This is a genomic window from Frankia alni ACN14a, assembly GCF_000058485.1.
GTDB lineage: Bacteria > Actinomycetota > Actinomycetes > Frankiales > Frankiaceae > Frankia > Frankia alni.
Genome location: NC_008278.1, coordinates 3761638 through 3773396, shown reverse-complemented (window position 1 = coordinate 3773396; position 11759 = coordinate 3761638). Strand labels below are relative to the sequence as shown.

Annotated in this window: 10 protein-coding genes and 1 pseudogene; 5 read left to right on the top strand and 6 right to left on the bottom strand. The window is 72.6% G+C overall.

From position 1 onward, the window contains the following. The first annotated feature begins 33 nt into the window (after positions 1-33). Positions 34-1320, top strand: a complete 1287-nt coding sequence (locus tag FRAAL_RS15190) for an amidohydrolase family protein (protein WP_011604625.1) — start codon at positions 34-36, stop codon at positions 1318-1320. 55 nt (positions 1321-1375) lie between these two features. After that, positions 1376-2194, top strand: coding sequence for an SDR family NAD(P)-dependent oxidoreductase (locus FRAAL_RS15185; RefSeq protein WP_011604624.1), 819 nt, complete (start codon positions 1376-1378; stop codon positions 2192-2194). 68 nt (positions 2195-2262) lie between these two features. On the opposite strand, the gene FRAAL_RS15180 is transcribed toward FRAAL_RS15185, so the two are convergent. Next, entirely contained in the window at positions 2263-3474 is a 1212-nt protein-coding gene (locus FRAAL_RS15180; RefSeq protein ID WP_011604623.1) for a CoA transferase, read from the bottom strand. Positions 3475-3871: 397 nt separating this feature from the next. Between FRAAL_RS15180 and FRAAL_RS15175 the strand changes: the two genes are divergently transcribed. Next, positions 3872-4669, top strand: a complete 798-nt coding sequence (locus FRAAL_RS15175; RefSeq protein ID WP_011604622.1) for an SDR family oxidoreductase — start codon at positions 3872-3874, stop codon at positions 4667-4669. Positions 4670-4926: 257 nt separating this feature from the next. Then, complete coding sequence (locus FRAAL_RS15170) at positions 4927-6219, top strand: amidohydrolase family protein (RefSeq protein ID WP_011604621.1); 1293 nt, start codon at positions 4927-4929, stop codon at positions 6217-6219. An 83-nt stretch (positions 6220-6302) separates the two neighbouring features. Here the strand turns inward: FRAAL_RS15170 and FRAAL_RS15165 are convergent, their stop codons facing one another. The 3 genes from FRAAL_RS15165 to FRAAL_RS15155 all read right to left on the bottom strand — a co-directional run bounded on the left by FRAAL_RS15165 (position 6303) and on the right by FRAAL_RS15155 (position 9831). Beyond that, the gene (locus tag FRAAL_RS15165) at positions 6303-7352 is read right to left on the bottom strand and encodes an SDR family oxidoreductase (RefSeq protein ID WP_050997136.1); all 1050 of its coding nucleotides are present in this window, start codon (positions 7350-7352) and stop codon (positions 6303-6305) included. A 67-nt stretch (positions 7353-7419) separates the two neighbouring features. Then, positions 7420-9321 carry a glycoside hydrolase family 15 protein gene (locus FRAAL_RS15160; protein ID WP_157892106.1) on the bottom strand — a complete coding sequence of 634 codons (1902 nt, stop codon included), beginning with the start codon at positions 9319-9321 and terminating at the stop codon, positions 7420-7422. A 189-nt stretch (positions 9322-9510) separates the two neighbouring features. Beyond that, entirely contained in the window at positions 9511-9831 is a 321-nt protein-coding gene (locus tag FRAAL_RS15155) for a hypothetical protein (RefSeq protein ID WP_063822710.1), read from the bottom strand. Between the two features lie 129 nt (positions 9832-9960). Here FRAAL_RS15155 and FRAAL_RS15150 point away from each other — a divergent pair. Beyond that, a pseudogene (locus FRAAL_RS15150) lies at positions 9961-10236 on the top strand (response regulator); the annotation flags it as partial. A 22-nt stretch (positions 10237-10258) separates the two neighbouring features. Here FRAAL_RS15150 and FRAAL_RS15145 read toward each other — a convergent pair. Both FRAAL_RS15145 and FRAAL_RS33050 read right to left on the bottom strand, forming a co-directional pair. Continuing rightward, complete coding sequence (locus tag FRAAL_RS15145; RefSeq protein WP_050997135.1) at positions 10259-11521, bottom strand: acetyl-CoA hydrolase/transferase family protein; 1263 nt, start codon at positions 11519-11521, stop codon at positions 10259-10261. A 33-nt stretch (positions 11522-11554) separates the two neighbouring features. Beyond that, positions 11555-11731, bottom strand: coding sequence for a hypothetical protein (locus tag FRAAL_RS33050; protein WP_157734398.1), 177 nt, complete (start codon positions 11729-11731; stop codon positions 11555-11557). Between the last annotated feature and the right edge of the window lie 28 nt (positions 11732-11759).

Sequence of the window (11759 nt, the reverse complement as noted above, 5' to 3'; positions counted from 1 at the left end):
ACCGCCAACCGCCACCCCTGACAGGAGCGCCCCATGGATGTCGGTGACCTCATCCTCGTCAGCGTCGACGACCACGTCGTCGAGCCGCCCACCATGTTCGACGCGCACATCCCCGCCCGCTACCGCGACCGCGCGCCGCACGTCGTCGAGACCGCCGACGGCAACCAGATCTGGACCTACGAGGGGCAGATCACCCCGAACATCGGCCTCAACGCGGTCGCCGGCGTTCGCCCCGAGGACTACGGCTTAGACCCGACCCGGTTCGACCAGATGCGGCCGGGGTGTCACGACATCGACGAGCGCATCCGCGACATGAACGTCAACGGGGTGCTGGCCAGCCTGAACTTCCCGACGTTCGCCCAGTTCTGCGGCCAGTTCCTCACCCGGGCCACCGCCGACCGCGAGCTCGGACTCGCCGTCGTGCGCGCCTACAACGACTGGCACATCGACGAGTGGGCCGGCGCGCATCCCGGCCGGATCATCCCGCTGGCCGTCATGCCGCTGTGGGACGCCGAGCTCATGGCCGCCGAGATCCGGCGGGTCGCCGCGAAGGGCTGCCGCGCGGTGACCTTCTCGGAGAACCCGGCGAAGCTCGGCCTGCCGAGCCTGCACAGCCGCTCCTGGGACCCGTTCTGGGCGGCCTGCGCCGAGACGGGCGTCGTCGTCTGCCTGCACATCGGCTCGTCGTCGCAGGTGCCGGTGACCGCCGAGGACGCGCCGATGGAGGTCTCCATCGCGCTCAGCCCGATGAACACCCAGTCGACCCTGACCGACCTGCTGTTCTCCGGCGTGCTCCCCCGCTACCCGGACCTGCGGATCGCGCTGTCCGAGGGCGGCATCGGCTGGATCCCCTACACCCTCGAGCGCTGCGACTACGTCTACCGCCACCACCGCGCGTGGACGGGCACCGAGCTCGGCGACCGGCTGCCCAGCGAGCTGTTCCGCGACCAGATCTACAGCTGCTTCATCGACGACCCGGCCGGTCTCGTGCTGCGCGAGCGGGTCGGCCTGCACACGATCATGTGGGAGTGCGACTACCCGCACGGCGACTCGACCTGGCCGAACAGCCCCGAGGAGCTGGCCCGCTCGCTGGCCGGCATCCCCGACGACGAGGTCAACGCGATCACGCACCTCAACGCGCTGCGGGCGTTCGACTTCGACGCCTTCTCCCACCGCCCGCGCGAGCGTTCCACCGTCGCCGCGCTGCGGGCCGAGGGCGCCGACGTCGACCTGACGCTGCGCCACATCCTGCGCGAGCACCGCGGCAGCACCCCGGGCGAGCTGGCCGCGATCGCCGTGCAGGCCGCGGGCAGGGGATGAGCGCCCCGCACCAGCAGCAGGTCCGGTCGTACCGGTCGCACCGAGAGGACGGCAGATGAGGCTTCAGGGCAAGGTCGCGCTGGTCACCGGCGGCACCGCCGGCATCGGCGCCGGGATCGTGCGGATGTTCGTCGCCGAGGGCGCGGCGGTGGCGTTCACCGGGCGCAACATCGAGACCGGCACCACGCTGGAGAAGGAGTTACGCGACGCCGGCGGCACCGCGACCTTCGTGCGCGCCGACAACAAGATCGAGTCGGAGGTCGCGGGTGCCATCGCCGCGACCGTCGACGCCTATGGCCCGGTCACCGTGCTGGTGAACAACGCGGCGGCGACGGACGTGACGATCAGCGGCGTCGACAACCACGTCGACGAGATCACCAACGAGGACTGGGACTACACCGTCCGGACCGCGCTGTACGGGACGCTGTGGGCGAGCAAGTACGCGATCCCGCACATGCGCACGGCGGGCGGCGGCTCGATCATCAACATCTCGGCGTCGTCGAGCATCCTGTCCGTGCGCTCCCGGCCCGCCTACCAGGCGTCCAAGGGTGCGATCAACGCGCTGACCCGGCAGATGTCGGTCGACTACGGCCCGGACTCCATCCGCGCCAACGCGATCATCGTCGGGTTCATCAACACCGAGGGCGACGTCATGCGCAAGCTGCTCGCCGACGAGGAGTACATGCACGTCATCCGCAGCATGCTGTCGCTGCCGCGGCTCGGCGAGCCCGCCGACATCGCCGCCGCCGCGGTCTACCTGGCGGCCGACGAGTCGAAGTACGTCACCGGCACGCAGCTCACCGTCGACGGCGGCGCGACCAGCCACCAGCCGGTCGTCCCCCGCGTCGTCCCCCACGAGCCGGTCGCCGGCTAGCGGTCGCGGGCAGGCGGGCCGGATCCGCTGGGCGACCGGCGGATCCGGCCCGGGTCACGGGCGGCGGGTCAGGCGGCCGGGGGGCTGCCGAGGACGCCGTCCTTGACCAGACGGTCGATCTCGTCGGTGTCGTAGCCCACCTCGCGCAGCACCTCGCGGGAGTGCTCGCCGAGCGCGGGCGCGCCCAGGCGCATCACCGGATGCGCGTCGTCGAACTGGGCCGGCGCGGCGGGCAGGCGCAGCCCGGGGCGGGTCGGATGGGCCATGAGGTAGCCGTTGTCGACGACGGCCGGGTCGGCGACGACCTCCTCGGGCACCGCGTAGAACGAGAAGATGCAGTCCTGCTCCCGCAGCCGGGCGTCGAACTCGGCGCGGGTGAGCGCGCCGATCGCCGCGCGGAACGCCTCGCCCAGCTCGCCCCAGGCGGCCCGGCGCGACGCGGCGTCCGGGTAGGCGTCGATCAGCTCGGGCAGACCGACGGCGGTGCAGGCGGGCGCCCAGTAGCGGGCCTCGTCGAGCATCACGAGGTTGACGAAGCGGCCGTCGCCGGTGCGGTAGGTGTTGACCAGGGGGCTGCGCGGGCCGCCGCCGGTCATCTGCATCTGGCGGCCGGTCAGCGAGCTGTAGGCCAGGTCGGGGCCCATCGTCCAGGTCGCGCCGTTCAGCAGGGCGGTGTCGACGACGACGCCCTTGCCGGTGCGCAGGACTCCGACGAGGGCGGCGCAGACCGCGCCCGCGAGGAACATGCCCGTCGGCACGTCACCGAGGGCCGGGCGCTGCATCGTCGGCTCCGGCGCGTCCGGCGCGGTGAGCACGTGGGCGACGCCGCCGCGGGCCCAGTAGGAGACCCCGTCGTAGCCGCCGGCCTCGGCGTCCGGGCCGGCCTGGCCCTGGCCGTGGCCCTTGGCCACGACGAGCTTCGGGTTGAGGGCCAGCAGGTCCGCGGGTTCGGTGCGCAGCTTGCGGCGCACCCGGGGCAGCTGGTTGGTGATGTAGACGTCCGCCCAGCGGACGAGCCGTTCGAACACGGCCCGGCCGGCCGCCGTCTCCACGTCGAGCGCGACGCCCCGCTTGTTGCGGTTGACCAGCTCGAACATGAACTCCTCACCGTCGGCCTCGGGCACGAGGCGGTTGGCGTGGATCTGGCGCATCGGATCGCCGGTGGGCCGTTCCAGCTTGACGACGTCCGCGCCGAAGTCGGCCAGCGCCGCCGCGGCGGACGGCACGAAACCGTGCTCGGAGAACTCCAGCACCCTGATACCCGCGAGGGGAAACGTCATAAGATCAACACCTGGTCTCCCTGTGGTCGGCCGGCCGGCCGCACCCCATGATGATCACCGGAGTTCGGGATCACCTCGTCCGTTCGTCAGTTCGTCAGGGCGACCGAAACTTGACGGAAGCATCAAGTTTCCCCCGCACCAGCCCGGCACGGGGGCCGGTTCGGCCGCCCACGCCCCGCGTGGCCGCGCCGCCGATGCGTTGACGCTCCCGCCAGGACGTTCCTAGAATTGTGTTCTACATCGCGGCTGCCGGCTTGACCACACCTCGTTCCCCGCCGCGAACCCCGCCGCGAGGCGCGGGGCCCCGGGAGCCGACCGCCGTTCCCCACCTGACCACCCGACGCCCCGGCCGCAGGCCGGCGGGCGAGCGGGCACCCACGCCCAGGAGGCACAACGCATGGATCTCGGGATCGCCGGCAAGGTCGTCTTCTTAACCGGCGGGAGCAAGGGGATGGGCCGCGAGGCCGCCCGCCTGCTGGCCGCCGAAGGCTGCAAGGTGGCGATCGTCGCCCGGACGAAGACCGCCATCGACGAGGCCGTCGAGCAGATCACGGCCGACGGCGGCACCGCGATCGGGGTGTCGGCCGACCTCACCGACCGCGCCGACGTCGACCGGGCGGTCGCCGAGGTCACGGCGACGTTCGGGCCGCCGCTGATCGTGATCGGCCAGACCGTGTTCAACATTCCGGGCGACTTCGAGGACATCACCGAGCCCGAGCACTATGTCGAGTCGTTCCGCAGCTACACGATGAGCCAGGTCTACCTGCTGCACGCCGTGCTGCCCGGGATGCGCGAGGCCGGCTGGGGCCGCTTCGTCCACATCGGCTCGGCGACCGCCAAGGAGCCGGTGGGCGCGATCCACCACGCCATCGCCAACGCCACCCGCCCGTCGACGATCGGCCTGCTCAAGACCGTCTCCGACGAGTACGCCCGCTACGGCATCACCGTGAACACGGTCGCGCCGGGCTGGATCGAGACCGCCAACGCGATCGCGTACATGGACGCCAACGTCGGCGTGCACGACGCCGACGCCCGCCGCGAGTGGATGCGCACCAACGCCGGGGTGCCCGCCGCGCGCCTCGGCCGCCCGGACGAGATCGCCTCGATGATCGTCTACCTGTGCTCGGAGCAGGCCGGCTACGTCACCGGCAACTGGATCGAGGTCGACGGCGGCCACCACCGCTCGGCGTTCTGAGCCCCGCCGGGATCGGGCCGCCCCCGGCGGTCCGAGGCCGGCAGCTCTTCCGTCCCCGCCAACGCCCTCATCGCTGACAACGCTTTCATCGCCGACAACGCTTCCATCACTGAAGACGCTTCCATCACTGACAACGCCCTCATCCTGACGGTAGTCTTAGTAGTGTTACAGCTCATAGAGCTGCGTCACGTTCACCGACGAGGAGCTGGGAGGCATCTGGTGCGTTCCTCCGTCCTCCGCAAGCGTCAAGGAGTGTCATGCAGGTCGAAGACCTTATTCTGATCAGCGTCGACGACCACGTCGTGGAACCGCCCACGCTGTTCGACGCGCACATCCCGGCGAAGTACAAGGACCGGGCTCCGCACATCGTCAAGGGCCCCAACGGCGGCGACCTGTGGGCGTTCGAGGACGGCTTCGCCCCGAACGTCGGCCTCAACGCCGTCGCCGGCTGTCCCCCGGAGGAGTACGGGCTCGACCCCACCGAGTACGCCCAGATGCGCCCCGGCTGCTACGACGCCGACGAGCGCGTGCGGGACATGAGCGCCGGCGGCGTGCTCGCCGGCATCAACTTCCCCACCTTCCCGCACTTCTGCGGCCAGCTCTTCCTTCGCGCGAAGGACAAGGACCTCGCGCTGGCCAGCGTGCGCGCCTACAACGACTGGCACATCGACGAGTGGGCCGGCTCCCACCCGGACCGGCTGATCCCGATCAGCCTGCCGGTGCTGTGGGACCCCGAGCTCGCCGCCGAGGAGGTCCGCCGGGTCGCGGCGAAGGGCGCCCGCGCGGTGACCTTCTCCGAGAACCCGACCAAGCTGGGCCTGCCGAGCTACCACACCGAGTACTGGGACCCGTTCCTGCGCGCCTGCGCGGACAACAACGTGGTCGTGTGCATCCACATCGGCTCGTCGTCGTCGATGAACATCACCGCCCCGGACGCGCCGCCGGAGGTCATGATCGCCCTGACCCCGGTGAACAGCCTGATGGCGGTCACCGACCTGGTCTTCTCCGGGATCTTCAAGCGGATCCCGAACCTGCAGATGGCCCTGTCCGAGGGGGGCATCGGCTGGCTGCCCTACGCCCTCGAGCGCGCCGACTACGTCTACCAGCACCACCACGCGTGGACGTTCACCGACCTCGGCGGCCGGCTGCCCAGCCAGGTCTTCTACGACCACATCTGGACCTGCTTCATCGACGACCCGGTGGGCGTGAAGCTGCGCGACCAGGTCGGCATCGACAAGATCATGTGGGAGCTGGACTACCCGCACTCGGACTCCACCTGGCCGCACGGTCCCGAGAAGCTGTTCAAGGACCTTGCCGGGGTCTCGGACGCCGACATCAACAAGATCACCCATGAGAACGCGATGCGGGCCTTCTCGTTCGACCCCTTCGCCATCCGGCCGCGGGAGAAGTGCACCGTCGCGGCGCTGCGCGCCGAGGCGGCCGACGTCGACATCGAGCCCAAGAGCATGGGTCGCCGCAAGGCGGAGGCCGACTCCGGCAACGCCTCGCTGCTCGGCTCCGTGGCCGCCACGGGCAGCTCGGGCCAGTAGTCCCACCCGCATAGTCCCACCCGCGCGGTCCGGCCGGTTCCGGCCGGCCCGCGCGGTCACGTCCACGACCGTGCCGGCCTCGCTCAGACGTCGGCCGTGTGCCGCGCGGGGGCGCCGGTCGTGGGTCGGGGGCGCTGCGCGCGGGGGCGCCGGCGGTCTCGGACGGTGGCGACCAGGGCCCGGGCGAACGTGCGGCCGGTCTGGGGCAGCGAGCGCAGGAAACCGGGGTCGGTGAACCCGCCGGCGCGGTCGTCGAAGATGCCGTGCGCCCCGGCGTCGCGGTCACCGTCGGCCGGCGCGCGCAGGTTGTCCGGCCGGTCCGGCGCCAGCGGGGCGTCGGTGAGCTGGGACTCCCACGCGCCCAGGGCGGCGTAGTGGTTGCCGAAGCCGGGAGCGATCGAACCGGCGGCGACCAGGGCCTTGTTCCACGACCCGATGATTTTCGAGCGGCGGCCGTCGACGGCGGCGCGCACGATGACCTTCGCGCACAGCTCCGGCTGGTAGATCGGCGGGACGGGCTGGGGGTGGCGGTCCAGCGAGGTGTGGCACCAGGAGAACTGCGGGGTGTTGACCGCGGGCAGGTGCACCATTGACATCCGGACTCTGCTGCCGTCGTGCAGCAGTTCGGCGCGGGCCGATTCGAAGAAGCCGCGGCTGGCGAACTTCGCCGCGCAGTACGGGGCCTGCAGCGGGATACCGATGAAGGCCAGGGCCGAGCCGACGTTGACGATCGAGCCGCGGTCGCGGGGGCGCATCCTGGTCAGCGCGGCCATGGTGCCCCAGACCTGACCGAGGAACGTGACCTCGATCGCCCGCTGGAAGTCCGCCGGCGAGGTCTGCGCCAGCGGGGCGAAGCTGGTCGTCATGGCGTTGTTGACCCACACGTCGAGGGGCCCGAGTCGGTCCTCCACGGTGGTGGCGGCGCGGTCCACCGCCGCGTGGTCGGCGACGTCGGTGGGCAGGACGAGCGCGCGCCTTCCGCGCGACTCGATCTCGGCCGCCGCCGTCTGCAGCCCGGCGCGTCCGCGCGCCAGCAGTGCGACGTCGTAGCCGTGATCGGCCAGGGCGAGCGCCGTGGCCCGTCCGACTCCCGCCGACGCCCCGGTTACCAGAGCCACCTTGCGTTCCGCCATGCCGGCCTGCCTCCATTCAGCGTGAGCTGCCATTCATCGCCGCTGCCGATCCCCCGCGCGGGCCTCCCTACCCGCCATCCCGGTGTTCATCCGGGGCGAGAACAGCGGCGCATTCCAGCAGCAGGGCGTGGACGAACGCCTGCGGCAGGTTGCCGCGCAGCTGGCGTTGGTCGACGTCGAACTCCTCCGCGAACAGGCCGGGGCTGCCGCAGCTCGCCCGCGCGCGTTCGAACAGCACCCGCGCGCCGAGCCGGTCGCCCCGGTCATGGCGGGCCAGGGCGAGCAGGAAGCCGCAGAGCAGGAAGGCGCCTTCGGAGTCGCCGAGCGGCCCGCCACCGTCCGGGGGAAACCGGTAGACGTAGTCGTCGCGGACGAGCTCGGCCTCCACCGCGGCGACGGTGGCCCGGCTGCGGGGGTCGTCGGGCCGCAGCGCGCCGCGCAGGGCCGGCAGCAGCAGCGACGCGTCGATCCGCCGATCGCCGGGACTGCGTTGCCAGCGGCCGCCGGGATGCAGGCAGTCGGCGCTGACGTCGGCCAGGATCGCCTCGGCCAGGTCGTGCCAGCGGGAGGCCAGCCGGGCCGGCGCGTGGGCCGCGACTGCGTGCAGGCCGCTGACGCAGGTCAGCCGGGAGTGGGCCCACCGCCGGTCGTCGATCTCCCAGATGCCGGCGTCGGGTTCGTGGCCGCGACGCACGATCGCGTCGACCGCCGCCTGCGCGGCCCGCCAGCCGTCGGCGTCGAGCCGGCCGTGGCGGGCGGCGAGGCCGAACAGCTCGAGCGCCTCGCCGAACGCGTCGAGCTGGAACTGGCCGCCCGCCCGGTTGCCCGCCCGGTCGGATCCGCCCGGGTACCCGGCGAGGTGGGACAGCACGCGCTCGTCGGGCACCGCGCCACCGCGGGTCGTGTAGGCGGGTTTCATCGCCGGGCCGTCGGCCAGCAGCCGCTGCGCCACGAAGCCGACCGAGGTGTCGAGCAGCCGGTACTGGCGGTGCGCGGCGACCGCCCGTCCGGCGTAGCACTGGTCGCGGATCCAGGCGTAGCGGTAGTCGTAGTTGCGCCCGGCGCGGGCCCGCTCGGGCAGGCTCATCGTCGCGGCCGCCGCCATCCCTCCCGCGCTGCTGGTGAGCCCGGTCAGGACCGCGAGCGCCTGCTCGGTGTCGTGGACGGCCAGAGCACCGGCGGCCAGGGAGCCGGCAGCCGGTGCACCGACGGCGTCGCGCCACCCGGCCTCGGTCGCCCGCCACAGGTCGCACGCGCCGCCGACCCGCGGCCGCCGCAGGGGCCGGTCGGAGATCTCCAACAGCAGGTCGTGCTGCTCGCCGGCCGCCAGCTTCAGCGTGACGACCAACGGTCCGCCACGGGTGCGGGTCGCGTTCGCGGCGCCCCACCAGCGGAAGGTCACCGGCCCGGACCGGCCGGTCCAGGCGGCGCCCGCGCCGTGCTCGCCCCCGTACCCACCGTCGTACCCACCGTCGCGTTCGTCGCCGAGGGTGAGCTCGCCCATGTCCGCCAGGCCGAAACCGGCCCGGACGTCGAGGACGACCCGGATCTGCGCGGAGCCGGCCAGGACCCGGATGCGGCGCAGGACCACCGCGGTGTGCGGGTCGGCGGGCAGCGCGAGCGCGTCGCGGCACTCGACGACGCCGTCGGTGGTGACCCAGCGCCCGTTCCAGATCAGCGACCGGCGGTCGTAGTGGCCGCCCCAGCTGTAGCGGCCGACCGGCGTGACCGCGTAGCAGCCGGCGCCGCCGATCAGCGTGGCGAAGACGGCGTCGGAGTCCCAGCTCGGCGCGCACATCCAGGCCAGGTCGCCGTCCGGGCCGACCAGCGCCCCACGCTCCCCGTCGCCGAGGAAGGCGTAGTCGCGCAGGACGTGCGGGGGGAACCAGCCGCTCGGGTCGCCCCCGTCCGGCCCCGCGGCGTCCGGCACGCCGTCGTTCGGCACGCCGTCGTTCGGCACAGCCGACATGCCCACGTCCCCCTCCCCTCGCACCAGGCAGGAACCGCCTGCGCGCTTACCGCCACTCAACCTCCGCATACCTTGTGTCCCCACAGGGACGGACAAACCCGATTGGTCCCGCCGGTCTGACCGGTCTGACCGGTCTTCCGGACACCGCGCCCACCCTGCGGACGCTCGCCGGATCCAGCGGGCGGCCTGTCAGCGATCCCGGCCGAACACCCTGGCCGGGTCCTCGATGAGGTTGCCCTTCTGGTCGTAGACGGCGACCCCCGACGATCTCAGTGCCAGGGCGCTGCGGCGCAGATGGTGGGCGCACAGCAGGATGTCGACCTCGTGGGCACGCGTCTCGCTCGGGGCGAGCGTTACCTGGGCGACCGGCTCGGAGGGGCAGCAGCAGGACCGGCTGCCGGGCTCGATCGCCCGGTGCGGCGGGCGCGGGCCCACCCTGGGCGCACCGTTCTGCACATCCGGCCTGGCCGTCACGGCCGACCGGGACTGGTGAATGCCGGGGAGATTCATGAGAGGACCATCCCGCGGCAGCCATCCGGCCACACGGGCCGATCGTCCTGCCCGGGAAGACAAACGGTCCGCTCCGCCCGGAGTCGGACATGCCGCACCGGGATGGTGGTGACGGTGCACCCTGCCGCCTGCTCCGAGCCGTGCTCCGCCCACCCCGACATCGCCTGTCTGATTCTGACGTCGTACGACGACGACGACGACGAGGCGCTGTTCTCCGCCATCATGGCGGGCGCGGCCGGCTACGTGCTCAAGGAGATCCGTGGCAACGACCTCGTGAGCGCCATCCGGGCGGCCGCGGCCGGGCAGTCGTTGCTCTCCCCGTCGGTCACCCGCCGTGTGCTGGAACGCATGCGCGAAGGGCCGAAGACGGACCCGGCGCTGGCCTCCCTCAGCGCCCGGGAACGCGCCCGGGCAGCCGCGGTGCCGCTCAGCCCGAGGGCGTCGCGGCCGTGGCCTCGACGTGCCGGGTGAGCCCGTCGCGGGCGCGCGGGTCGGCGACGTGGGCGATGATGTCCCGGGCCTGTCCCTGCACGCTGCGCCCCCACAGTGCGGCCGTGCCGTGCTCACTGACGACATAGCTGTGTTGGAAGCTGGTCGTCGGCTCGTCGAGTGCCGCCACGACGGTCGAGGTGTCCGACTTGGCATGCCAGCTCGGCAGCGCGATCACCGCATGCCCGCCCGGCGCGTGCAGAGCACCGGCGACGAAGTCGGGCTGCCCGCCGAAACCGGACCAGACCCGCCCCCGCACGTGCGAGGCGTTCACCTGAGCGTGCAGGTCGACCTGCAACGCCGTGTTGATCGACGTCATCGCCGGCTGGCGGGCGATCACGCCGGGATCGTTCACGGTCTCGGTACGCAGCAGCCGCACCCGCGGGTTGCGGTCCACCCACCCGTACAGCTCCGCCGAGCCGAACAGGAAGCTGGTGACCAGATCGGCGCCGGTGTCGAGCGCGCCCGCCCGGTCGAGGGCCAGCACGCCGTCGGAGAACGTCTCGGTCCAGACCCGCAGCCCGCGACGGCCGGTCAGCGCGGCGAGCGTGGCGTTCGGCACCCCACCGATGCCGAGCTGCAGGGTCGCGCCGTCGGCCACCAGGGCCGCGACCCGCTCCCCGATCGCCCGCACCACCTCGTCTCCCGCCCGGACCGCGGGGTTCGGCAGGGGCTGGTGCGCCTCGACGGCCAGGTCGACGATGTCCAACGCCAGCTCCCCGTCGCCGAACGTGTACGGCATCGCCGGGTTCAGCTGGGCGATCACCAGCCCGCCGCCGGCCCGTGCCGCCTCCACCGCCGCCGGCAGGATGTTGACCTCAGTGCCGAGCGACACCCGCCCGTTCACCGGCGGGCTGGTGTGCAGCACGACCACATCGGGCCGGCAGGGCCCTGCCAGCAGGCGGGGAACCAGGCTCAGCCGGCAGGGCACGTACTCCAGCGTCGCCACCCCCCGCATGCCGGGACCGACGAACGGCGTCACCGGCGACACCCCCGCTCGCACCGGCAGACCCACCTGCGGATTGAGCACGAACAGCCGGTAGGACTCGACGACCTCGTCCACCGCCCGCAGCGCCACCGTCGGACTCGCGAAGTTCCCCGACGCCACCACCACCGGCCGCCGGCTGCCGGCGCCGTCACCGCGACCGGCGAGGTGCCCCGCGACCATCTGGCCGAGCAGGGACGTGCTGACGACTCGCATACCCTCATCGTCGCAATCCGCGGCCGGGGGCGATCAGGTACCCGGCCTCAACCGCTCGCGGCCACGCCACGTGCCGTCCCCGACGATGCCGGCAACCCCGATGCCGGCAACCCCGATGCCGGCAACCCCGATGCCACCCCCGGCGAGGTCGACGCCGCGGTGGCGGCGAGGCGCGCTCTCGCTGCTGGTACCGGACGTACGCGAAGGCATCCCGCGCCGCCTCGATGGTGTCGTGCAC

Excerpts from the sequence above, each read along its gene's own strand:
- FRAAL_RS15190 (WP_011604625.1), top strand. The coding sequence starts at position 34 with ATGGATGTCGGTGACCTCATCCTCGTCAGCGTCGACGACCACGTCGTC.
- FRAAL_RS15185 (WP_011604624.1), top strand. The coding sequence starts at position 1,376 with ATGAGGCTTCAGGGCAAGGTCGCGCTGGTCACCGGCGGCACCGCCGGC.
- FRAAL_RS15180 (WP_011604623.1), bottom strand. The coding sequence starts at position 3,474 with ATGACGTTTCCCCTCGCGGGTATCAGGGTGCTGGAGTTCTCCGAGCAC.
- FRAAL_RS15175 (WP_011604622.1), top strand. The coding sequence starts at position 3,872 with ATGGATCTCGGGATCGCCGGCAAGGTCGTCTTCTTAACCGGCGGGAGC.
- FRAAL_RS15170 (WP_011604621.1), top strand. The coding sequence starts at position 4,927 with ATGCAGGTCGAAGACCTTATTCTGATCAGCGTCGACGACCACGTCGTG.
- FRAAL_RS15165 (WP_050997136.1), bottom strand. The coding sequence starts at position 7,352 with ATGGCGGAACGCAAGGTGGCTCTGGTAACCGGGGCGTCGGCGGGAGTC.
- FRAAL_RS15160 (WP_157892106.1), bottom strand. The coding sequence starts at position 9,321 with ATGTCGGCTGTGCCGAACGACGGCGTGCCGAACGACGGCGTGCCGGAC.
- FRAAL_RS15155 (WP_063822710.1), bottom strand. The coding sequence starts at position 9,831 with ATGAATCTCCCCGGCATTCACCAGTCCCGGTCGGCCGTGACGGCCAGG.
- FRAAL_RS15145 (WP_050997135.1), bottom strand. The coding sequence starts at position 11,521 with ATGCGAGTCGTCAGCACGTCCCTGCTCGGCCAGATGGTCGCGGGGCAC.
- FRAAL_RS33050 (WP_157734398.1), bottom strand. The coding sequence starts at position 11,731 with ATGCCTTCGCGTACGTCCGGTACCAGCAGCGAGAGCGCGCCTCGCCGC.